This is a genomic window from Capnocytophaga sp. oral taxon 878, from assembly GCF_002999135.1.
GTDB lineage: Bacteria > Bacteroidota > Bacteroidia > Flavobacteriales > Flavobacteriaceae > Capnocytophaga.
Genome location: NZ_CP027229.1, coordinates 2,724,235 through 2,744,459, shown reverse-complemented (window position 1 = coordinate 2,744,459; position 20,225 = coordinate 2,724,235). Strand labels below are relative to the sequence as shown.

The window sequence follows — 20,225 nt, the reverse complement described above, 5'->3', positions numbered from 1 at the left end:
CGAAACAGTTATTTGTGCACCTTAGCCAAACATCCGAACTTTGCAGCGTTAAAGTTTTAAAACTCTCAGTTCGTTCTTTGAAATACTGGTATTTGAACCACAAACTCACTTCCTTTCCCTAGTTCCGAAGTAAAGCTAATGTTACCATTATATGATAAGATAATATTCTTCACCATTGCCAAGCCTAAGCCACTACCACTCGTTTTGGTAGTAAATTTAGGTTCAAAAATCTTATGATGGTCTGCTTCTGCAATACCTATACCGTTATCAGTAACTTTCAGGGTAATATATTGTTCATCTTTAGTAAGGGCTACTTCTATTTGTGGTGCAGACTCATTCTCTGTTGCTTGAATAGCATTTTTCACAAGATTAGTAACCACACGCCCCAACTGGTCTTTATCAAAAACAGCTATAATTTCAGGTTGTGAATAGTTAAATTGAATTGTATTATCATTAAAAATATCCAGCGTACGCTTAATAACTGCTACAAAGTTAAGCTCTTCATCATTCTTTGCTGGCATATTAGTAAGAGCTGAAAAAGCGGTCGATATATTGCTAAGAATATCTATTTGCTGTATTAGTGATTCGCAAAATTCATTTGTATCCTCAGTTGTTTGTGCCTCCCTATTAGCTTTACGCTGATAGCTTTGCACCGAAAGGCGCATAGGGGTCAGCGGGTTTTTAATTTCGTGAGCTACTTGTTTAGCCATATCGCGCCAAGCTTGTTCCCTTTCCGATTTTGCAAGAAGAGCTTTACTATTCTCTATCTCATCAATCATCGCATTATAAGCAGTCACAAGCTCCGTAATTTCAGTAGGTGCCGATTTAAGTGTTATCTTCTCATTTCTTGATAGCAAACGCGTTTTCTGTAATCTACTCTCAATAGTTTTAAGTGATTTGGTAATATACTTTGAAATGAAGTAAGCTACTGTTAAAGATATTACCAAAAGAGTGAAGTATACAATACTAAGGCGGTAAAGTGATCCTTCAAGCGCACGCTCATTGAAGGTGTCATTTTCAAAATAAGGAATATTGAGAATAGCAATAGGTTTAAACTGTAAGTCTGTAATATAGGTATATGATGTTTGATAACCTCTCCCTACAAGTTCATGATGTTCCACTATGCGTTTATCAAGAGTAGACGAAAGTTCACTTAGTACACTTTGGGGTATAAAAAAAGCATCTTGGTCAGGCGACAATGATGCTTTAGAGCTTTTAAGCAGTACTCCGTCAAGGTCATACAAGGCGAAGTTTAAGTTTTGAATATTAGCTATAGAATAAATATCCTCACGAAAGATAAGAGGAATATAAATAGTTTCAACAGGAAAAGTAGTTTGAGAAAATACATATTGTATTTGCATTTTAATTTGGTTTTCCTTATCTATAAGGCGTTCATCGTGGTATTCTAAAGCTTGTTTCCTGTACTGCCCCACCATTACAAAGGCTAAGATAGCAAAAGCTACGAGTACAAGCAGAGTCATACTCAAAAAAATCTGGAAGCGTAATGAGTTTTTCTTAAACATAAGATGAGGCAATATAAAGGTTATTTTAAACCAACAACAAAAGCCGCTACATAGTTTTTCTTAATCTCAGCTAAGTTCTTTTCAGCTTCTAAACGAGTGCGAAAACTTCCAACACGTACTTTGTAGTTCGGCGACTCAAAGCTAAGTATTACTGGATATTGTTTGAAAAGATTTTTTGCCTCTAATAAAGTTTTATTAGCTTCAGTAATATTGCCATTATATATCTGCACTTGAAAAGCACTTTCCGATCTAGCAACTTCCTTTTTAACTTCCATAGCTTCAGCAATATTGCTATCGTTATTAAAGGTTACTTGTGCAGAACTAACTGTTACTGCCGAAATGATAAGCCCTGCGGCTATTATTAGTTTTTTCATAGTCTAAATGTTATAAATCAAGGATTATATTCTATTTCTTCTAAATTTCCAATACAATTTACTCAACACAAATCCTACAGTAAATAGGAGTATAAAAAACAAAAAAGTAGTTCCTAAAACTTGTATGTTTAGCGGCTCACTTTGGGGCATATATAGTATTTGGCCATTAGCAGTACTTATAAGCCCTAATAGCGTAATAAGTAGGCTTACCAAAAAATGGAGCTCTAAACGAAGATCTTTCTCTGGTAATAGCTTCTTTATACCCAAAGCTCCTCCTACTATACACAGAAAAATAACTGTACCTACTCCTAAAGCTATATAAGCAAACGAAACTCCTGTAAAATAAAAAATACTCTGGGTAAGTAGGTAAAAAAGTGCAGGAAAAAGCAACAGGTTAGGATACCATTGCAATATTTTATTCCATTTACTTTGAGTGCCTTTAAAAAGAGTGCGTAATGAACTAAAACAAAAAGCGATACACAAAGCAGTTTCAACAGTAAGTAACACCGTGATATTGCTCAATACCGTAGGGTTGTTCAGCATAGCATCTAAAGCCACTTGTGATTGTTCTGAAGCAAAATCAGTAGCTAAGTATACAAATAAAAAAGCTACTCCTCCCCATACAGCTGTATGCCAGAACTTCCAAAAGCTAAGTTTTAGTACTACATTTATAGCTATAAAAGCTGTAAGTATTGCTATTACCATCTCTATATTACTTATTAGCTATTATTTATCAATCACATACACTGCGTCTTCACCATCATTCTCTTTCCAATGTACTACCACACGCTCTTCATTAATCGCATCTACTTGCTTACCGCTATAGTCTGGCTGTATAGGCAAATGACGACTAAATCGACGGTCAATAAGCACTAAAAGTTCAATTTCTGCAGGGCGCCCAAATGATTGTATAGCCGAAAGAGCTGCTCGAATGCTACGCCCCGTATAGAGTACATCATCAATAAATACTACTTTTTTATCCTCTACAATAAAATCAATAGAAGTAGAGTTCGCTGCCAAAGGACGTGAAGTACGCCTAAAATCATCCCGAAAAAAAGTAATATCTAACATCCCATAAGGAATAGAAGGTACTTTATACTCAGTTGTAAGTAGTTGCAATAAGCGATAGGCTAAAAAAGTACCTCGTGGCTGTATGCCTATGAAAACCGTATTACTAAAATCTGTATGATTTTCAATCAGTTCACAAGCCAAGCGGTGTAACATTACTTGAAGTTCTTTTTCACCGAGTATTTGTTTTTTATAGGTGTTCATTGTTTAAAAAGTAAGGGTATTTAGGTTCTTTTTAGCATCAGTATTCCCTTGATTAGCTGCTTGCTGAAAGAACACTTTAGCATTCATGCGGTCACCAAGCATATAGTAACAAGACCCACGATAGTTATTAAGTACTGCATCAATGGGGTTACCTAAAGCTTCCATTGCATTAATATCATTTATCACATTACGATACTGTTGCAAGTTATAATAGCTATAAGCACGCAAACGGTAAGCCTCTATATGAGCAGGCACCTTGCTTAAAAAGTTAGTAAAAGCAGTTACTGCCTCAGTATAACGTCCAGTGTTATACAAATTTACAGCCTCAATATATAAAGGAGAATATTGTTCCACTTGCAATCGTGAAGTAATTTTATTACGATTGCTTATAATATCAGGATTAGTAGGCAAATATACAAAAGCACTATCAAGGGTAGCTTTGGCTTCAGCTATAAGATTATTTTTTTCTTGCAGATATGCCAAAGAATTCCATGCTTGTACCTCATTACGTTTAGCTAATAAGGCATCTCGATCAACATCTACATGAAAACGATTCTTTAAAATAGCCTTCCAATGAGGTATAGTTTTTTGCACTGTATCTTTTTCTAATCCTAAAAACTGTTTTAATAGGAGCATAGACTCTTGCTCTTTCCCCATATTATTAAGTGCAAAAGTTTCTAAGTTCAAACTTCCAAAGAAGTTAGGCTTAATCATACGGGCTTTGCGAGCATATTTATAGATACTATCATTATTTTTCTCTGGTTGCATAAAGTAAGAAACCGCCATAAAATACTCAGGTCGTGCATCATACGGGTGATAATGAATAGATCCCAATATCTTACGTGCATCATCAAATTTTTGTTCATCAATAAGGTAACGTGCTTTTTCCACATCCACAGGCTCAGCTACTGCAGTGAGGTTTGGTATACGTGGATAATTATGAATAAGAAAATCAGATGATGATTTAGGACTACGTGCCCCTTGTTGTTCTTCTTTCACCATACGTTGTATTTTTGATGAATCAAAATACATACGTTCTACCACTACATTCATTACTGCTACAACTACAGCTACCAAACCTATAAAACTCACTATAGTAATAGGTAATTTGCGGTTTTCTTCTTTCTTACTTAAGAAGAGTACTGCCAATCCAACTGCTATTCCTACATAAATAGCAAAAAGAGCTTGTATTTCAGGACGATCTTGAGGAAAGTTAAAAAAGGCATCAAATGAGTAAGCAAATAAACCAAATAGAGGTAAGAAAAACCACTGTTCACGTTCTATATTTTTGCGCTTATAGGTATTCCACAAAAAGTAATAAGCAGCTAAAATAAATATGGCTAAAAATGCCAGTCCCCCTACAATTCCTATCTCAGCAGGTACTTCAAGAAAATCATTATGATTTTTATACATGTAAATGTAGTGAGGACTATATGAGTTTTCATACTGCAAAAATCGTACTTTCCAGTTCCCTATACCTACCCCTAACAAAGGGTCATTAGGTATCATATCAGTAGCTGTAATCACCCAAGCTGTCTTACGTAAATTGTTACTACTATTTTCTTGGTTAGCTACTTCAGCCAACCGTGCTCCAAAGCTAGTGCTTTGACGCACTTGCTGTGGATACATAAAGTTCTGTACAAATGAGAATATTCCAAAAGCTAAGAAAACTAATACTACATGCATTAGCACTTTTTGCCCTGTTTCACGGCGTTTGAGTACGAAAAAATCAAGCAAACCATACACTATAAGTATAAGTGTTGTAAGAATAGTAGCCAAATAGAAAGCACGAGTACTCATAAAGAAGATAGCTAAAGTACCTAACAGAATACCTGCTCCACCAATGATACGCCATACAGCTTTCTTCTGAAAATAAAACAACCAAATAGCAAAAGGTATCTTAATAAACATAGCCGATGCCAAGATATTCTTATTAGAATATGACCCCTTAATGTTATAATCACTACTAAGTCCTCTTACTATGCTCTTCACCCCATCTAAAGTAACTATAAAATCATAGAATAACAATAGTGTCATTGCTACTGATAAGGGCACCAAACTCTTCTTATTATAAATTACCAATGCCGATACCATCCATGCTGCAGTAAAGGCTATAAATACTTTTGAATAATGTAAAATCGCTTCTTCTATATCAATAGCTTTAGTGAATGAAAGTAAAGCAAACACCATCACTATACTATAAGCAATTCCTATTTTATTAGTAAAAAAACCTAAGAGCACCTTAGTTCGCTCTCTAAAATCTTTAACAAGGAATATCAAGGCTACAACTACTAAGTTTAAAATAGCAAAGGTATAGAATTTTGATGCGTTAGAGTCAAACGCCATCCAATTAGGAGTAAGTACAGTTAGATAACCATAGGCAATAAGCAATACTGTACACAAAAAGTTCATTACCACATTGCTTTCAGTTTTAACTGTAGCAAGAGGCTTTGAGGGCGCCTTAGTTTGCGCCTGATTAGTGCTAGGAACTTTCTTTTTTTTGTTCATTAGTATATAGTAAAAAGTAAATATATTAAAATTCTATCAACTGATAAGTTAAACCTGTTTGTTTCACTACTTGTTCAGTACGTTCTGAGTGTGTATCTGTAACAAACAACTGTCCAAAATGATTTTGAGTAACTAACTGTATCAGCTGTGCCACCCTATTATCATCCAACTTATCAAAAATATCATCTAAAAGCACTATAGGTGTTACCCCTAATTGTCGCTTTAGTATCTCAAATTGTGAGAGTTTCAGGGCTATTAAAAATGATTTCTGTTGCCCTTGACTACCATATTTCTTCATTGGGTATCCTTCAATCTCAAATAGCAAATCATCTTTATGAATTCCTACAGTAGTGTATTGTGTCACTCGATCACGTGGAAGATTTTCAACAAGTAGTTCTTCTAACGATTTTTCATGTAATGTACTATCATACTGTAAACCTACTTGCTCTTTCCCGCCCGAAATATAAGCATACTGATAACTAAATATAGGCAGAAAAACTTCCATAAAGTCTTTTCGTTTCTGATAAATAAACTGTCCTAAGGGAGCTAACTGCTCATCATAAACACTTAGAGTTTCTACTGAAAAAGTATTATTCTCAGCCATTTGTTTCAGTAGGGTATTACGCTGCAGTAGGATACGATTATATCGCAACAATAGTTCCAAATACTCTCTATCAGTCTGAGAAATCACACTATCTAAAAACTTTCTGCGAGTTTCACTACCTTCTACAATCAAGTCACGGTCAGAAGGTGAAATAAGCACCATAGGGTATTTCCCTATATGGTCAGCAAGACGTTCGTACGCTTTACCATTATGCTTTATCACTTTTTTCTGCCCTTTTTTTAGGCTGCATACTATCTGCTCTTCTCGTTCTTGGTGTTGAAAAGCTCCATCAATAAGATAAAACTCTTCTCCATGTCGTACATTGTGCAATGCCGAGGGCGTAAAGTAGCTCTTCCCCATTCCCAAATGATATATAGCATCCAGCAAATTAGTTTTCCCTACGCCGTTATTCCCCACAAAACAATTAATCGTTGGACTAAAATTATATGTCTGTGAGGGAATATTCTTATAATTAACTATGGATATTTTTTTTAAAAACATAATTAGTTGCTGCAAAAGTACAAATATTTTTTGAAATAACAACTGTAATGATCATTTGTTCCTTATTTCTTTTACCCTATTTTCACATAAGCAGAGAAAAACAAAATTGCTTTTCATACCATCTAATTCAACTCCCTCTATCCACTCCCCCATATTATCAGAATGTGGTATGTCAGATTACTCCAACATACCACCCGTTTTCTGTATAAGTTCTATATTTTTAACCTATAATTGCTCCCGCTATAGTTGCTGATAACAATGATGCTAATGACCCCCCTAAAACCGCTTTTAAACCAAACTCCGATAAAGTTTTTCGCTGATTAGGCGCCAATGCTCCTATACCCCCTATCTGGATACCTATTGAAGCAAAATTAGCAAAACCACAAAGCATATAAGTAGCAATTATAATCGATTTATTATAAAGCAAATGCGGCGCACTAGCTACATCTTTCAATACTCCCAACTGTCCGTATGCCACAAATTCCGATGAAGCCAACTTAATACCCAATAACTGCCCCATCAGCATCATATCTTCCTTAGCTACCCCTATCAGCCACATCACAGGCGAAAAGATAGTCCCTAATATCATTTCCAGCGAAAGCCCTTTTTTATAAGGCGTATTAGCAGCAATAACATCATTCAAATGTTCAAAATCTCCTGCCCAATGAAAAATATGGTTCACCATAGCTATAAAAGCCACAAATACCAACAGCATTGCACCCACATTCAAAGCCAATTTTAACCCATCAGTAGTACCATTAGCAATAGCATCTAGCATGTTCGAACCTACATTCTCCATCGATACACTCGAGTCATTTGAAAACTCCTCCGTCTGCGGACATAATATCTTTGAAATCACTATAGCCCCCGGCGCAGCCATTACCGATGCCGCAAGCAAGTGCCTTGCAAACATCAAGCGCATCTCAGTGTCATTACCTCCCAAATACTCAATATAAGAAGCCATCACACCACCAGCCACCGTAGCCATACCACCAATCATCACAAGCAATATTTCCGAGCGCGTCATCTTGCCCAAATAAGCCTTAATCATTAGCGGAGCCTCCGTCTGTCCAAGAAATATATTCCCCGTAACCGATAAACTCTCAGCCCCCGATATATTCAACAGCTTAGAAAGCGCCCAAGCCATCCACTTAACCACAACCTGTATAATCCCTAAATAAAACAGTAAAGACGTAAGTGCCGAAAAGAAAATAATAGTAGGTAATACCTGGAAAGCAAAAATATAACCAAAACTCTCCGTATTCAGCAAATTGCCAAGCAAAAACTTACTGCCCGCTTTAGTAAAATCAAGTATCAGTACAAACACACTACCCATAGTATCAAAAGCCTGCTGTACAAAGCCCACTTTCAAAATACCCACAGCAATAGTAAGCTGTATCGCCAAACCAATACCCACCGTCCTCCAGTTAATAGCCTTCCTATTACTACTAAACAAGATAGCAATCAACAAAACAGCCATCATACCAATAGCCCCACGTAATATCCCCTCAAAAGTGATACCCGCACTAGGCACAACCTTTGCCACCTCAGTAGCACTCTGTGCAAAGGCCGAAAATGTAAGGAAGAAAGCCCCTCCCAAAGCAAATGTTTTTTTCATATAATTCCGTTTTAAAAAGTACCGTCACGTTTTAAAATCTCGTCTCTTAGCAGAGCCGCCATTTCATAATCCTCATTTTCAATACATTCATTTAGCATCTTTTTAAGTTCTGAAAGCGAAAATTTTGAGTAAGCGTCACGCATCGCATCTTCTTCTTCACTAACCCCATCCAATGACGGACTCACAGCCTGATGCCGCTCATCCCCTACCAGCGGAATATAAATACCCGCCTTCTCTATTATCTGCTTATAAGTATAAATAGGAGCGTTAAACCTCAAAGCCAACGCAATAGCATCACTCGTCCTAGCATCAATAAGGCGCTCTTCACCATACTGCACACACAACATATTCGAGTAGAAAATCCCCTCCTCCAGCCGGTGAATCACCACCCGTAACACCTGTATATTGAACGCATTAGCCATTATCTTAAAAAGATCATGCGTCAAAGGTCTAGGCGGCACAATATTCTTCTCCAGCTCCAAAGCTATCGACTGAGCCTCAAAAGCACCAATCACAATAGGCAATTTCAAATCCGACTCCAATTCGTGCATAATCAGCACAAAAGCATCATTTTGCGACTGATTATATGAGATTCTTTTAACAAATAAGTGTACTAAATCATCCATTGGTAGGTAGTGGTTATTGATTTTTTTATGAGGGCGTAAAAGTACGACACTTTTTTGAACTACACAAATTTTATTAAAAATATTAATATCCTCACCCCCCATCTACCAATCCTCCACCCCTACCCTACCCCCCAGCCTACTCACCTACCACCCCGTTAGCCCACCAATTCACCAACAAGTCAAATACACCAAAATCCCACCCATACCCCAAACGAATATTTCTCTACTGATAGGCTGAACGAACGATAAACGAAGGATAAACGAACTATAAACGAAGGATAAACATAAAACCCCCAACCCCCTCACAACTACCAAAGCACCTAAAAATAGTACATATTTCTATTTTTCACGTCAAAAACAGAAAAATAAACCAATCAGAAAAACAGCTTTTTTACGTTAAAGCACCCCTTTTAAAACCTTTAAACACTCTATTCTTTTAGCAAGCATAATTACTTTTTTTGAATACACGAAGAAAAAGACCAACACCAAAGTCAGCTTACAAAGACAGTCAGATAAACATGAAAAAATCCACAGCCTATTTCATCCACCTCTCACCCATATTGTATTATGATAAGCCAATCTCAGAAGGCACAAATACACAAAAAACATTACGATTACAAGCACCGCAAGCAATCAATTTCCACACCATTAAGAAAGCAACTTATAGGTGAATATAGACACTCCCACCCTAAATCAATCACCCAAACACCCCAAAAGCCGTAACAGCCTTGAAAAATATTGAAGATTTTCATTCGTTACGTGGTGATATGACGACTATGATAAACAATAGCAAAAAAAATAAAGAAAGTCAATAAAAAAAGCCGCTAAAAAAGAAGAAAATCCAACAAGAAAATCACCAAAGAAGAAAAAGAACATAAGAGCAAAGGCAAAAAAACACAAAAACGCCTGCACAAACCTGTCACACCCCCCTTACTTTATGTACCACACCGATTATAGAGAGGAAACTTTTTATGATGTAGTACGCCGTTTAGAGCCCGAGCCGTTTAAAAGTGTAACAGGACTCACCCAAGAACAGTTTGAGTTACTGGCTAACTTAGGAGTCTTCAACAAAGCACTAATGAACGATGCTGTGTATAAGTTCAAACGTTATGAGGATAGTAGTTTCACTTACACCAAAAAGCAAATAACTACTTCTTAATAAGCCACAAAAAAGAGGCTTGCCCTAATGGGCAAGCCTCAATTATTAGAAACCTTAATTTGTATTTATTCAGCAGCAGTTGTTTCAGTTGCTTGAGCTGTTTCAGTAGCAGCACCTTCAGCAGCAGTTGCTTTTTTTCTACCACGGCGGGTATTTTTCTTTTTAGCTACTTTAGCTGTATTATAAGTAGTGTTGTAATCAACAAACTCAATCATAGCCATTTCAGCGTTATCTCCCAAACGGTTACCAAGCTTAATAATACGAGTATATCCACCTGGGCGATCACCTACTTTAGTAGCTACTTCTTTAAATAGTTCAGTAACAGCTTGTTTACTACGTAACTTACTAAAAGCAATCCTACGATTATGAGTAGTATCCTCTTTTGATTTAGTTACTAAAGGCTCAACAAATTGCTTTAGTACTTTAGCTTTAGCCAAAGTTGTATTGATACGTTTGTGCTCAATCAGAGATGATGCCATATTAGCAAGCATTGAATTTCTGTGAGCAGTCTTTCTTCCTAAATGATTAATTTTATTTCCGTGTCTCATTTTTCCTTAGTTAAAATATCGCAAAGAGCGCGTTAATCCTTATCTAATTTGTACTTTGATATATCCATACCAAACACTAAGCCTCTGTTAGCTACCAATTCATCAAGCTCAATCAATGATTTCTTACCAAAATTTCTGAACTTCATTAAGTCAGCTTTATTGAATGAAACCAAGTCTCCTAATGTTTCCACTTCAGCAGCTTTTAAGCAGTTTAAAGCTCTTACTGATAAGTCCATATCAGCTAACTTAGTTTTTAGTAACTGACGCATATGTAATGATTCTTCATCATAAGCATCTGTTTGAGCTACTTCATCTGCTTCAAGAGTTATTCTTTCGTCAGAGAATAACATAAAGTGATGAATAAGAGTCTTAGCAGCCTCAGTAAGGGCAAATTTAGGATCTATTGACCCATCTGTTTTGATTTCAAAGACTAATTTTTCATAGTCAGTTTTTTGTTCAACTCGATAATTTTCAATAGAATATTTCACGTTTTTAATAGGAGTAAAAATAGCATCTGTAGCTATCACTCCTAAAGCAGCATTAGGTTTTGAATTTTCCTCAGCTGAAACATAACCTCGCCCTTTTTCAATAGTAATTGCTATTGTGAAAGAGGCTGTAGTCTCCATATTACAAATTACCAATTCTGGATTTAGTACTTGGAAACTTGAGAGTGCTTTTTGAAAATCACCGGCAGTCAATTGCTTTTTACCAGAGACGCTAATAGTAGCTGTTTCATCTTCTGCATCTTCAACCTGACGTTTGAAACGCACTTGTTTCAGATTGAGAATAATTTCAGTAACATCTTCTCTTACACCTGGTATAGTAGAAAATTCATGTTCTACTTTATCAAACTTCACAGAAGTAATAGCAAAGCCTTCCAAAGAGGAAAGCATCACCCTGCGTAATGCGTTACCTATAGTTAAACCATACCCTGGTTCCAAAGGGCGAAATTCAAATCGCCCTTCGAAATCAGATGATTCAATCATTATAACTTTATCTGGTTTTTGAAAGTTAAATAATGCCATAATTTGACTGCTGTCTTTTATTTATTATTTAGAGTACAACTCTACGATTAACTGTTCTTTAATATTTTCAGGAATCTGAATACGCTGAGGAATGGCGACAAAAGTACCTTCTAATTTCTCAGGATTCCAAGTTATCCACTCATACACGGCACTACTTGCTGCCAATGAGTTTTCGATAACACTTAAAGATTTTGATTTTTCACGAACACCCACTACATCACCTGGTTTAAGAGTATAAGATGGAATATTGACAATATTTCCATTTACAGTAATATGGCGGTGTGAAACCAATTGACGAGCAGCACTACGAGTAGGTGCAATGCCCATACGATAAACTACATTATCAAGGCGTGATTCGCAAAGTTGAAGAAGTACTTCACCTGTTATGTGTTTGCTCCTTTTTGCTTTTTCATATAGATTATGGAATTGTTTTTCCAAAATACCATATGTATATTTTGCTTTTTGTTTTTCTTGTAATTGAATAGCATATTCTGAGCGTTTTGCTCTACGACGTGCTAAACCATGTTGTCCGGGAGGATAATTTTTTTTCTCAAAAGATTTATCGTCGCCGAAGATAGCTTCACCAAATTTGCGAGCTATTTTAGTTTTTGGACCAGTATATCTTGCCATTTTTTAATGTTTATTTGAAAGGTATTATGAATTAAGGCATTCCTTCGATAATAAAAAACCTTTCGTATGTTAGTATTAAATTAAACTCTACGTCTCTTAGGAGGGCGACATCCATTGTGAGGCAGTGGAGTAACATCAATAATTTCAGTCACTTCAATACCTGCATTATGAATAGTACGGATAGCTGATTCTCTACCATTCCCAGGACCTTTTACGTATACTTTTACTTTCTTAAGCCCTGCATCAAAAGCTACTTTAGCAGCATCTTCTGCTGCTACTTGCGCTGCATAAGGGGTATTCTTTTTTGATCCACGGAAGCCCATTTTACCTGCTGATGACCAAGCGATAACATCTCCTTTTTTATTAGTAAGAGAAATGATCACGTTATTAAAAGTAGCTGAAACGTGAGCTTCACCAACTGACTCAATAACTACTTTTCTCTTTTTAGAGACTTTCGCATTTTGTTTTGCATTTTGTTTTGCCATACTTAACTACTTATTATTTAGTTGCTTTTTTCTTATTAGCAACTGTTTTTCTTTTACCTTTTCTTGTACGAGAATTATTTTTAGTTTTTTGTCCGCGCAAAGGTAGTCCGTTACGATGACGAATACCACGATAGCAACCTATATCCATCAAACGTTTGATGTTGAGTTGCACTTCAGAGCGCAATTCTCCTTCAATTTTGTAAGACGCAACTACTTCACGGATACGACTAATTTCATCATCGTTCCACTCACTTACTTTTGTGTCTTCATTTACTTGAGCCTTAGTTAAAATTTCTTTAGCTCTACTTCTTCCAATACCAAAAATATAGGTTAATCCAATAACCCCTCTTTTATTTTTTGGTAAGTCTATACCTGCAATTCGTGCCATAATTATCCTTGTCGTTGTTTAAATTTAGGATTCTTTTTATTGATTACGTACAAACGTCCTTTTCGGCGCACAATAATGCACTCTGAACTTCTTTTTTTAATGGATGCTCTAACTTTCATTTTATTTTGTTTATTTGAATAGAGTGCGCAAAACTACAATTTTTTTTATTAATAACAATATTTTTAAATCAAAAAAAATAAATTAAGATTTTACACACATATTGTTTTGGGCTCAAACAATTTATCAGAAACAACTGATTATCAATTAGTTTTCGCCTATTTTTTTTAACAAATAAAAATCTATTTTAAAATGATAATAAATTCTCACAGATTGATGTAAATAAACTAAAAATCTGTGAGAAAATACTATCAAATTATTGAAGATTTCTCTTAATTAACCTATCAGTAGCGGTAGGTAATACGTGCTTTTGTAAGATCATAAGGACTCATCTCAAGCTTTACTTTATCGCCTGGCAATAATTTTATATAGTGCATACGCATCTTCCCAGATATATGAGCTATGACTACATGTCCATTATCTAATTCAACACGAAACATTGCATTGGATAAGGCTTCAATTATAGTGCCATCTTGTTCAATTGCTGATTGCTTAGCCATAAATTAATTAAGATACTTTTCTGTTTTTACCTGTTTTCATCAAACCATCGTAATGACGATTAAGCAGATATGAATTTACTTGTTGCATAGTGTCGATAGCTACTCCTACAAGAATAAGTAGTGAGGTACCTCCATAAAATAATGCCCATTGGTCTTGCATACCAATAATTCGCAAAAGTGAAGGAAAAATAGCTACCAAAGCAATACAAATAGAACCTGGCAAAGTAATAAGTGACATTATTTTATCCAAATAGTCACCAGTCTCTTTACCTGGGCGTATCCCTGGTATAAAACCTCCACTACGTTTTAAATCATCAGCCATCTTATTGGTAGGAACTGTAATAGCAGTATAAAAATACGTAAATAGTATAATCATAGCCGCAAAAAGTAAGTTATACCAAAAACCAAAGATGTTAGAAAAAGCATTAGCAACATTTGTAGCAAACTCTGACTGCCATAAACCTGCTACTGCACTAGGAATAAACATCAAGGCCTGAGCAAAGATGATAGGCATTACACCAGCTGCATTCAGTTTTAAAGGTATATATTGGCGTGCACCAAATATATTTTTCTGAACAGCTGCTCCTCCTCCATCAGCGGTACGACGTGCATATTGCACTGGTATTTGGCGTACAGCTTTAATAAGGAAAATACAAAGGAGGATTATTACAAACCAAAGTATTATTTCAATTAAGATAAGCATTAGCCCTCCATTAGAAGCAGTTAATCTTGACGCTAATTCTGAAATAAATGCTTTTGGCAAGCGTGCTATGATACCCACCATAATAAGCAATGAAATACCATTTCCTATTCCTTTATCTGTAATTTTTTCACCTAACCACATTGCAAAAATAGTACCTGTTACTAGGATTGTTACTGCAGGAATTATAAAATCCAATCCTTTCCCGAGCATAAAAGCACTATCAGGCACTCCTAATCGGTTGATACCATACAAATAAACAGGTGCTTGAACAATACATATCGCAATAGTAAGCCATCGAGTGATTTGGTTTATCTTTCTACGTCCGCTTTCTCCTTCTTTTTGTAGTTTTTGAAGATAAGGGATAGCTATCCCCATCAACTGTACTACGATGGATGCTGAGATATAAGGCATTATACCCAAAGCAAATACTGAAGCGTTAGAGAACGCTCCTCCTGTAAATGCATTCAATATATCAAGCAGTCCACCTCCTGAGGTTCGGCTTGCAAGTTCGTGAAGCTGTGTAGGATTAATCCCTGGCAGCACCACATGAGCCCCGAAACGATAAACTAATAAAATACCAAGTGTTAAGATAATACGATTCTTAAGCTCTTCAATTTTCCAAATATTGGTCAGGTTCTCGATAAACTTCTTCATAAATTAGTGTATTACAAGGTTACAGCTTGTCCGCCTACTGCTTCAATAGCAGCTTTAGCTCCTGCGGTAAACTTATGAACAGATATATTTAGTTTGGCTTTTAATTCACCTCCACCTAAGATTTTAACCAAGTCGGTTTTCTTAACAATATGAAGCTGAACTAAGGTTTCAAGATCTACCTTATCTGTAATTTTACCAGCATCTACAAGTTCTTGTAACTTGCCAACATTAATACCGATATATTCTTTACGATTAAAGTTTTTGAAACCGAATTTTGGTACGCGTCTTTGTAAAGGCATCTGTCCTCCTTCAAAGCCAATCTTGTGAGAAAAGCCAGAACGAGATTTAGCACCTTTGTGTCCACGGGTTGAAGTTCCTCCTTTACCAGAACCTTGCCCACGTCCTACGCGCTTCCCTTCTCTGTGAATTGAACCCTCTGCGGGTTGTAAATTACTCAAGTTCATAACTTTGTACAAAAATATTATTTAACTTCTTCTATAGAAATTAAGTGTTTTACCTTATTTATCATACCAAGAATACTTGGTGTAGCATCGTGTTCAACTGTGATACCTATGCGAGTAAGCCCTAAAGCTTCCAAAGTAAGCTTTTGGTCTTTTGGGCGTTTTATGCTACTTTTGATTTGTGTTACTTTAAGTTTTGCCATTGCTACAAATATTAACCTTTAAACAATTTTTCTAAAGAGATACCACGTTGCTGTGCAATTGTTTTTGCACTACGTAGTTGCAACAAAGCATCGAAAGTAGCTTTCACCACATTGTGGGGGTTTGATGACCCTTGTGATTTTGAAAGCACGTTGTGGATACCTACTGATTCTAATACTGCACGAACAGCACCTCCTGCAATCACTCCAGTACCTTCAGTGGCAGGTTGTAAAAACACACGTGCACCACCATATTTACCTTTTTGTTCATGAGGAAGAGTAGTTCCATTAAGAGGAATACGGACAAGATTCTTTTTAGCATCTTCTACTGCTTTAGCAATAGCTTCAGATACTTCTTTTGATTTTCCAAGTCCGTGACCAACTACACCGTTCTCATCACCTACTACTACTATAGCAGAGAAACCGAAAGCACGACCACCTTTAGTTACCTTAGTAACACGTTGTACTCCGACCAAGCGATCTTTTAATTCAAGACCACTTGGTTTCACATATTCTACATTTTTATATTTCTGATACATAGTTATTAGAATTTAAGTCCGACTTCTCTGGCACCGTCTGCTAGTGATTTTACTCGTCCGTGGTAAAGATAACCTCCACGATCGAAGGATACTTTCTCAATACCTTGTTTCAAAGCTTTTTCAGCAATAGCTTTACCTACCAAAGCGGCTTTTTCAATTTTAGTACCTTTTACAGCACTAATTTCTTTATCGCGTGAAGATGCAGCCAACAGGGTTGTACCTTTGGTGTCGTCTATGATTTGCACATAGATTTCATTATTACTTCTAAATACTGATAGACGTGGTTGCTCCGCAGTACCTTTTACAATCTTCCTGATTCTGCTTTTAATACGTTGTCTTCTTTCTATTTTTGATAATGCCATTGTTATAACTATTAAGCTGATTTACCTGCTTTTCTTCTCAGTACCTCACCCACAAATTTAACACCTTTCCCTTTATAAGGCTCAGGTTTGCGGAAACTACGGATTTTAGCTGCTACTTGACCAAGTAACTGCTTATCATGAGAAGTCAATTTAATAATAGGGTTCTTACCTTTTTCATTCACTGTTTCAAGTTTAATTTCTTTTGGCAGTTCTAAAAGGATATTATGTGAGAAACCGAGAGCTAAATCAAGTTTTTGCCCTTGATTTGTAGCACGGTAACCTACCCCTACTAATTCTAATTCTTTAGTGAATCCTTCTGAAACACCAACTACCATATTATGAACTAAAGCACGGTATAAACCATGTTTAGCATTTTGTTCTTTGGTACTATTGGTAGTTTCAAACACTAAATGACCATCTTCTTGCTTTACAGCAATGTCTTTAACCTCTTGGGTTAATTCGCCTAATTTTCCTTTAACAGTTACCACATTATCTTTAATAGTAACGGTAACTCCTGCAGGAATATTGATGGGTGCTTTACCTATTCTTGACATTGTTTATTGTCTTTTTAAATGATTAGTAAACATAACATATTACCTCGCCCCCGATATTGAGTTCTCTGGCTTTTTTGCCTGTCATTACACCTTGAGAAGTTGAAATGATTGCAATACCAAGTCCATTCAATACACGAGGCAGGTTATCAGCTCCAGCATACTTTCTAAGTCCTGGACGGCTAGCGCGTTCAATATGCCTAATAACTGGCTCCTTAGTTTCTTTGTCGTATTTTAAAGCTATTTTGATAGTACCTTGTACAGTAGAATCATCAAATTGATAACTTAAAATAAACCCTTGGTCAAAAAGGATTTTAGTGATTTCCTTTTTAAGTTTAGAAGCGGGAATTTCTACGACTCTGTGCCTTGCATTATTAGCATTTCTAATTCTTGTTAAATAATCTGCGATAGGATCTGTATACATATTTTCGTCCTTTTAATTATTACCAACTTGCTTTTTTTACACCAGGAATTAATCCCTTATTTGCCATTTCGCGGAATAAAACACGTGAAATTCCAAAAGTTCGCATATACCCTTTAGGGCGTCCGGTAAGCTTACAACGATTGTGCAAACGTACTGGTGAAGCGTTTTTAGGGATTAACTGAAGTGCTTCGTAATCACCAGCTTCCTTTAATGCTTTGCGTTTTGCAGCATATTTAGCTACTAACTTTTGTCTTTTCACCTCGCGGGCTTTCATTGATTCTTTAGCCATATACTTAGTTCTTTTTAAAAGGTAATCCTAATTCGCTTAATAATGATTTAGCTTCTTTATCCGTGTGGGCTGAAGTTACAAAGGTAACATCCATACCTGCTATCTTATTGATTTTATCAATATCAATCTCAGGGAAGATAATTTGCTCGGTAATACCTAAATTGTAATTACCTCTACCATCAAAACCATCAGCTTTCACTCCTTGAAAGTCTCTCACTCGAGGTAGAGCTGTAGTAATGAGCCTATCAAGAAACTCATACATTCTTTCACCACGAAGTGTTACTTTAGCACCAATGGGCATACCTTTGCGGAGTTTAAATGATGCAACGTCCTTTTTAGAATAGGTAGCGATTGCTTTTTGCCCTGTAATTTTTGTAAGTTCATCAATAGCATAATCTATTTGTTTTTTATCAGATACTGCTGAACCTACGCCACGGCTCACAACTATTTTTTCAAGTTTAGGAACCTGCATTACATTTTTGTAGCTAAATTCTTCTTTAAGAGCAGCAATAATGCGCTCATTGTATTCCTGTTTTAGTCTAGGTACGTAAGCCATAACTATATTTCTACATTTGATTTTTTAGAAATTCGCACTTTTTTACCATCACGTAATTCATACCCTACACGAGTTACTTTTTTCGTTTTAGGATCAATAAGTGATAGGTTAGAAATGTGAATATAAGCCTCTTTTTCAACGATTCCTCCTTGTGGAGCTTGGGCATTAGGTTTAGTGTGTTTTTTCACTAAATTTACACCCTCTACAATCGCCTTATTCTTTTCGCGATCCACACGTAATACTTTGCCTTCTTCACCTTTGTGCTCACCAGCAATTACTCTTACGGTATCTCCAGTTTTAATTTTTAGTTTCATCAATTTACTTAATTAAAGATTAAAGCACTTCGGGTGCCAATGAAACGATTTTCATAAATTGCTTATCACGAAGTTCTCTTGCTACAGGACCGAATACACGAGTACCTCTCATTTCGCCTGCTGCATTGAGAAGGACACAAGCGTTTTCATCAAAACGAATATAAGAACCATCGGCACGGCGTACTTCTTTTTTAGTTCTTACCACCACCGCAGTAGACACTTGACCTTTTTTAACGTTTCCGTTAGGGGTAGCATCTTTCACGGTAACTACAATCTTATCGCCTACAGAAGCATAGCGGCGTTTTGTACCACCCAACACACGAATGGTTAACACTTCTTTAGCCCCTGTATTATCGGCTACTTTTAATCTTGATTCTTGTTGTACCATAATTACTTAGCTCTTTCAATGATTTCAACTAATCTCCAGCATTTGGTTTTACTAAGTGGGCGTGTTTCCATTATGCGCACTGTATCACCAATATTGCAATCATTCTTTTCGTCATGCGCAACATATTTTTTTGTGCGCAATACGAACTTACCATACATAGGGTGTTTTACACGTTTCACTTCTGAAACGACGATAGATTTATCCATTTTGTTGCTTGTAACAACCCCTATTCTTTCTTTTCTTAAATTTCTTTTTTCCATAAGGCAGGTTCGAATTATTGTAATTCACGTTTAGTTAGCTCACAAGCCAATCTCGCAATAGTTCTTCTTACATTACGTAACTGAATTGGTTTCTCTAATGACGAAATTGCGTGTGCCATTTTCAAATCTGCATACGATTTCTTATACTCACCAAGCTTTTCTTGTAGCTCAGTAATTGTCAATTTGTTAATTTCAGACTGTTTCATTGTTCTTTAATTAATTTTGATAATCTCTCGCTACAACGAATTTAGTTTTTACAGGTAGCTTTTGAGCAGCAAGACGCAAAGCTTCTTTTGCTACTTCCAAAGGCACTCCACCTACTTCAAACATTATTCTTCCTGGTTTCACTACGGCTGCCCAATATTCCACAGCACCTTTACCTTTACCCATACGTACTTCCAAAGGCTTCTTTGTAATTGGCTTATCAGGGAATATCTTTATCCAAAGTTGTCCTTCACGTTTCATATAACGTGTAGCAGCAACACGAGCAGATTCTATTTGGCGGGAAGTAATGAATGCTGAATCCAATGATTTAATCCCGAACATACCATTTGAAAGTAATGCACCACGATGTGATACTCCTTTCATTCTGCCTTTCTGCTGTTTGCGATATTTCGTTCTTTTAGGCTGTAACATTTTTTCTGTT

Annotated in this window: 30 protein-coding genes; 1 reads left to right on the top strand and 29 read right to left on the bottom strand. The window is 36.2% G+C overall.

Features of this window, described 5'->3' with window-relative positions:
* Nucleotides 1-65: 65 nt before the first annotated feature.
* The 8 genes from C4H12_RS12575 to C4H12_RS12540 form a co-directional block, all read right to left on the bottom strand.
* Nucleotides 66-1,523, bottom strand: a complete 1,458-nt coding sequence (locus C4H12_RS12575; RefSeq protein ID WP_106099206.1) for a PAS domain-containing sensor histidine kinase — start codon at nt 1,521-1,523, stop codon at nt 66-68.
* Nucleotides 1,524-1,543: 20 nt separating this feature from the next.
* Entirely contained in the window at nt 1,544-1,897 is a 354-nt protein-coding gene (locus C4H12_RS12570; protein ID WP_106099205.1) for an SPOR domain-containing protein, read from the bottom strand.
* A gap of 24 nt (nt 1,898-1,921) precedes the next feature.
* Nucleotides 1,922-2,602, bottom strand: coding sequence for a hypothetical protein (locus C4H12_RS12565; RefSeq protein ID WP_106099204.1), 681 nt, complete (start codon nt 2,600-2,602; stop codon nt 1,922-1,924).
* 21 nt (nt 2,603-2,623) lie between these two features.
* Nucleotides 2,624-3,169: a bifunctional pyr operon transcriptional regulator/uracil phosphoribosyltransferase PyrR gene (gene pyrR, locus C4H12_RS12560; protein ID WP_106099203.1), complete on the bottom strand. Its 546-nt coding sequence runs from the start codon at nt 3,167-3,169 to the stop codon at nt 2,624-2,626.
* A 3-nt stretch (nt 3,170-3,172) separates the two neighbouring features.
* Complete coding sequence (locus tag C4H12_RS12555; protein ID WP_254424777.1) at nt 3,173-5,677, bottom strand: O-antigen ligase family protein; 2,505 nt, start codon at nt 5,675-5,677, stop codon at nt 3,173-3,175.
* Nucleotides 5,678-5,702: 25 nt separating this feature from the next.
* Nucleotides 5,703-6,782, bottom strand: a complete 1,080-nt coding sequence (locus C4H12_RS12550) for a DNA replication/repair protein RecF (RefSeq protein ID WP_106099202.1) — start codon at nt 6,780-6,782, stop codon at nt 5,703-5,705.
* A gap of 220 nt (nt 6,783-7,002) precedes the next feature.
* Nucleotides 7,003-8,400: a NupC/NupG family nucleoside CNT transporter gene (locus C4H12_RS12545; protein ID WP_106099201.1), complete on the bottom strand. Its 1,398-nt coding sequence runs from the start codon at nt 8,398-8,400 to the stop codon at nt 7,003-7,005.
* 11 nt (nt 8,401-8,411) lie between these two features.
* Complete coding sequence (locus tag C4H12_RS12540; RefSeq protein ID WP_106099494.1) at nt 8,412-9,026, bottom strand: bifunctional nuclease family protein; 615 nt, start codon at nt 9,024-9,026, stop codon at nt 8,412-8,414.
* Nucleotides 9,027-9,963: 937 nt separating this feature from the next.
* On the opposite strand from C4H12_RS12540, the gene C4H12_RS12535 reads away from it, so the two are divergent.
* Nucleotides 9,964-10,185 (top strand): hypothetical protein, encoded by a 222-nt coding sequence (locus tag C4H12_RS12535; RefSeq protein ID WP_106099200.1) that lies wholly within the window; start codon nt 9,964-9,966, stop codon nt 10,183-10,185.
* A 65-nt stretch (nt 10,186-10,250) separates the two neighbouring features.
* Here C4H12_RS12535 and rplQ read toward each other — a convergent pair whose 3' ends face one another.
* From rplQ to rplP, 21 genes are all read right to left on the bottom strand, one after another.
* Nucleotides 10,251-10,733 (bottom strand): 50S ribosomal protein L17, encoded by a 483-nt coding sequence (rplQ, locus tag C4H12_RS12530; protein ID WP_106099199.1) that lies wholly within the window; start codon nt 10,731-10,733, stop codon nt 10,251-10,253.
* Nucleotides 10,734-10,765: 32 nt separating this feature from the next.
* On the bottom strand, nt 10,766-11,758 hold the full coding sequence (locus C4H12_RS12525; protein ID WP_106099198.1) for a DNA-directed RNA polymerase subunit alpha: 993 nt from the start codon (nt 11,756-11,758) through the stop codon (nt 10,766-10,768).
* A 24-nt stretch (nt 11,759-11,782) separates the two neighbouring features.
* Nucleotides 11,783-12,388, bottom strand: coding sequence for a 30S ribosomal protein S4 (gene rpsD, locus C4H12_RS12520; RefSeq protein WP_106099197.1), 606 nt, complete (start codon nt 12,386-12,388; stop codon nt 11,783-11,785).
* 80 nt (nt 12,389-12,468) lie between these two features.
* Nucleotides 12,469-12,873: a 30S ribosomal protein S11 gene (gene rpsK, locus C4H12_RS12515; protein WP_106099196.1), complete on the bottom strand. Its 405-nt coding sequence runs from the start codon at nt 12,871-12,873 to the stop codon at nt 12,469-12,471.
* 13 nt (nt 12,874-12,886) lie between these two features.
* Nucleotides 12,887-13,261: a 30S ribosomal protein S13 gene (rpsM, locus tag C4H12_RS12510; protein ID WP_106099195.1), complete on the bottom strand. Its 375-nt coding sequence runs from the start codon at nt 13,259-13,261 to the stop codon at nt 12,887-12,889.
* Between the two features lie 2 nt (nt 13,262-13,263).
* A complete protein-coding gene (gene ykgO / locus C4H12_RS12505) occupies nt 13,264-13,380 on the bottom strand; it encodes a type B 50S ribosomal protein L36 (RefSeq protein ID WP_002676536.1) in 117 nt (38 codons plus the stop codon).
* Nucleotides 13,381-13,662: 282 nt separating this feature from the next.
* Complete coding sequence (gene infA, locus C4H12_RS12500) at nt 13,663-13,878, bottom strand: translation initiation factor IF-1 (RefSeq protein ID WP_106099194.1); 216 nt, start codon at nt 13,876-13,878, stop codon at nt 13,663-13,665.
* Between the two features lie 7 nt (nt 13,879-13,885).
* Nucleotides 13,886-15,235 carry a preprotein translocase subunit SecY gene (gene secY, locus C4H12_RS12495; protein ID WP_106099193.1) on the bottom strand — a complete coding sequence of 450 codons (1,350 nt, stop codon included), beginning with the start codon at nt 15,233-15,235 and terminating at the stop codon, nt 13,886-13,888.
* Between the two features lie 11 nt (nt 15,236-15,246).
* Entirely contained in the window at nt 15,247-15,699 is a 453-nt protein-coding gene (rplO, locus tag C4H12_RS12490) for a 50S ribosomal protein L15 (RefSeq protein WP_106099192.1), read from the bottom strand.
* Between the two features lie 17 nt (nt 15,700-15,716).
* A complete protein-coding gene (rpmD, locus tag C4H12_RS12485; protein WP_106099191.1) occupies nt 15,717-15,899 on the bottom strand; it encodes a 50S ribosomal protein L30 in 183 nt (60 codons plus the stop codon).
* A gap of 11 nt (nt 15,900-15,910) precedes the next feature.
* Nucleotides 15,911-16,435, bottom strand: a complete 525-nt coding sequence (gene rpsE, locus C4H12_RS12480; protein ID WP_106099190.1) for a 30S ribosomal protein S5 — start codon at nt 16,433-16,435, stop codon at nt 15,911-15,913.
* A gap of 5 nt (nt 16,436-16,440) precedes the next feature.
* The gene (gene rplR / locus C4H12_RS12475; protein WP_106099189.1) at nt 16,441-16,797 is read right to left on the bottom strand and encodes a 50S ribosomal protein L18; all 357 of its coding nucleotides are present in this window, start codon (nt 16,795-16,797) and stop codon (nt 16,441-16,443) included.
* Nucleotides 16,798-16,808: 11 nt separating this feature from the next.
* Nucleotides 16,809-17,351 carry a 50S ribosomal protein L6 gene (gene rplF / locus C4H12_RS12470; protein ID WP_106099188.1) on the bottom strand — a complete coding sequence of 181 codons (543 nt, stop codon included), beginning with the start codon at nt 17,349-17,351 and terminating at the stop codon, nt 16,809-16,811.
* A 22-nt stretch (nt 17,352-17,373) separates the two neighbouring features.
* Entirely contained in the window at nt 17,374-17,772 is a 399-nt protein-coding gene (rpsH, locus tag C4H12_RS12465) for a 30S ribosomal protein S8 (protein WP_106099187.1), read from the bottom strand.
* Nucleotides 17,773-17,791: 19 nt separating this feature from the next.
* The gene (gene rpsN, locus C4H12_RS12460) at nt 17,792-18,061 is read right to left on the bottom strand and encodes a 30S ribosomal protein S14 (protein ID WP_002675050.1); all 270 of its coding nucleotides are present in this window, start codon (nt 18,059-18,061) and stop codon (nt 17,792-17,794) included.
* Between the two features lie 4 nt (nt 18,062-18,065).
* Complete coding sequence (rplE, locus tag C4H12_RS12455) at nt 18,066-18,617, bottom strand: 50S ribosomal protein L5 (protein WP_106099186.1); 552 nt, start codon at nt 18,615-18,617, stop codon at nt 18,066-18,068.
* 2 nt (nt 18,618-18,619) lie between these two features.
* Entirely contained in the window at nt 18,620-18,931 is a 312-nt protein-coding gene (gene rplX, locus C4H12_RS12450; protein WP_106099185.1) for a 50S ribosomal protein L24, read from the bottom strand.
* A 19-nt stretch (nt 18,932-18,950) separates the two neighbouring features.
* Entirely contained in the window at nt 18,951-19,319 is a 369-nt protein-coding gene (gene rplN / locus C4H12_RS12445; protein ID WP_009391654.1) for a 50S ribosomal protein L14, read from the bottom strand.
* Between the two features lie 2 nt (nt 19,320-19,321).
* Nucleotides 19,322-19,579: a 30S ribosomal protein S17 gene (gene rpsQ / locus C4H12_RS12440; protein WP_002675041.1), complete on the bottom strand. Its 258-nt coding sequence runs from the start codon at nt 19,577-19,579 to the stop codon at nt 19,322-19,324.
* 14 nt (nt 19,580-19,593) lie between these two features.
* Nucleotides 19,594-19,785: a 50S ribosomal protein L29 gene (gene rpmC / locus C4H12_RS12435; RefSeq protein WP_106099184.1), complete on the bottom strand. Its 192-nt coding sequence runs from the start codon at nt 19,783-19,785 to the stop codon at nt 19,594-19,596.
* Nucleotides 19,786-19,795: 10 nt separating this feature from the next.
* Nucleotides 19,796-20,215 (bottom strand): 50S ribosomal protein L16, encoded by a 420-nt coding sequence (gene rplP / locus C4H12_RS12430; RefSeq protein ID WP_106099183.1) that lies wholly within the window; start codon nt 20,213-20,215, stop codon nt 19,796-19,798.
* Nucleotides 20,216-20,225 lie beyond the last annotated feature (10 nt).

Excerpts from the sequence above, each read along its gene's own strand:
- rplE (WP_106099186.1), bottom strand. The coding sequence starts at position 18,617 with ATGGCTTACGTACCTAGACTAAAACAGGAATACAATGAGCGCATTATT.
- C4H12_RS12555 (WP_254424777.1), bottom strand. The coding sequence starts at position 5,677 with ATGAACAAAAAAAAGAAAGTTCCTAGCACTAATCAGGCGCAAACTAAG.
- rpsE (WP_106099190.1), bottom strand. The coding sequence starts at position 16,435 with ATGTATCAGAAATATAAAAATGTAGAATATGTGAAACCAAGTGGTCTT.
- rplQ (WP_106099199.1), bottom strand. The coding sequence starts at position 10,733 with ATGAGACACGGAAATAAAATTAATCATTTAGGAAGAAAGACTGCTCAC.
- C4H12_RS12540 (WP_106099494.1), bottom strand. The coding sequence starts at position 9,026 with ATGGATGATTTAGTACACTTATTTGTTAAAAGAATCTCATATAATCAG.
- C4H12_RS12550 (WP_106099202.1), bottom strand. The coding sequence starts at position 6,782 with ATGTTTTTAAAAAAAATATCCATAGTTAATTATAAGAATATTCCCTCA.
- pyrR (WP_106099203.1), bottom strand. The coding sequence starts at position 3,169 with ATGAACACCTATAAAAAACAAATACTCGGTGAAAAAGAACTTCAAGTA.
- rplR (WP_106099189.1), bottom strand. The coding sequence starts at position 16,797 with ATGGCATTATCAAAAATAGAAAGAAGACAACGTATTAAAAGCAGAATC.
- rplX (WP_106099185.1), bottom strand. The coding sequence starts at position 18,931 with ATGAAACTAAAAATTAAAACTGGAGATACCGTAAGAGTAATTGCTGGT.
- C4H12_RS12545 (WP_106099201.1), bottom strand. The coding sequence starts at position 8,400 with ATGAAAAAAACATTTGCTTTGGGAGGGGCTTTCTTCCTTACATTTTCG.
- ykgO (WP_002676536.1), bottom strand. The coding sequence starts at position 13,380 with ATGAAAGTTAGAGCATCCATTAAAAAAAGAAGTTCAGAGTGCATTATT.
- C4H12_RS12565 (WP_106099204.1), bottom strand. The coding sequence starts at position 2,602 with ATGGTAATAGCAATACTTACAGCTTTTATAGCTATAAATGTAGTACTA.
- rpsH (WP_106099187.1), bottom strand. The coding sequence starts at position 17,772 with ATGTATACAGATCCTATCGCAGATTATTTAACAAGAATTAGAAATGCT.
- C4H12_RS12525 (WP_106099198.1), bottom strand. The coding sequence starts at position 11,758 with ATGGCATTATTTAACTTTCAAAAACCAGATAAAGTTATAATGATTGAA.
- rplN (WP_009391654.1), bottom strand. The coding sequence starts at position 19,319 with ATGGTACAACAAGAATCAAGATTAAAAGTAGCCGATAATACAGGGGCT.
- rpsQ (WP_002675041.1), bottom strand. The coding sequence starts at position 19,579 with ATGGAAAAAAGAAATTTAAGAAAAGAAAGAATAGGGGTTGTTACAAGC.
- C4H12_RS12575 (WP_106099206.1), bottom strand. The coding sequence starts at position 1,523 with ATGTTTAAGAAAAACTCATTACGCTTCCAGATTTTTTTGAGTATGACT.
- rpmC (WP_106099184.1), bottom strand. The coding sequence starts at position 19,785 with ATGAAACAGTCTGAAATTAACAAATTGACAATTACTGAGCTACAAGAA.
- rpmD (WP_106099191.1), bottom strand. The coding sequence starts at position 15,899 with ATGGCAAAACTTAAAGTAACACAAATCAAAAGTAGCATAAAACGCCCA.
- rplF (WP_106099188.1), bottom strand. The coding sequence starts at position 17,351 with ATGTCAAGAATAGGTAAAGCACCCATCAATATTCCTGCAGGAGTTACC.
- infA (WP_106099194.1), bottom strand. The coding sequence starts at position 13,878 with ATGGCTAAGCAATCAGCAATTGAACAAGATGGCACTATAATTGAAGCC.
- C4H12_RS12535 (WP_106099200.1), top strand. The coding sequence starts at position 9,964 with ATGTACCACACCGATTATAGAGAGGAAACTTTTTATGATGTAGTACGC.
- rplP (WP_106099183.1), bottom strand. The coding sequence starts at position 20,215 with ATGTTACAGCCTAAAAGAACGAAATATCGCAAACAGCAGAAAGGCAGA.
- rpsD (WP_106099197.1), bottom strand. The coding sequence starts at position 12,388 with ATGGCAAGATATACTGGTCCAAAAACTAAAATAGCTCGCAAATTTGGT.
- rplO (WP_106099192.1), bottom strand. The coding sequence starts at position 15,699 with ATGAACTTGAGTAATTTACAACCCGCAGAGGGTTCAATTCACAGAGAA.
- rpsN (WP_002675050.1), bottom strand. The coding sequence starts at position 18,061 with ATGGCTAAAGAATCAATGAAAGCCCGCGAGGTGAAAAGACAAAAGTTA.
- rpsM (WP_106099195.1), bottom strand. The coding sequence starts at position 13,261 with ATGGCACGAATTGCAGGTATAGACTTACCAAAAAATAAAAGAGGGGTT.
- C4H12_RS12570 (WP_106099205.1), bottom strand. The coding sequence starts at position 1,897 with ATGAAAAAACTAATAATAGCCGCAGGGCTTATCATTTCGGCAGTAACA.
- rpsK (WP_106099196.1), bottom strand. The coding sequence starts at position 12,873 with ATGGCAAAACAAAATGCAAAACAAAATGCGAAAGTCTCTAAAAAGAGA.
- secY (WP_106099193.1), bottom strand. The coding sequence starts at position 15,235 with ATGAAGAAGTTTATCGAGAACCTGACCAATATTTGGAAAATTGAAGAG.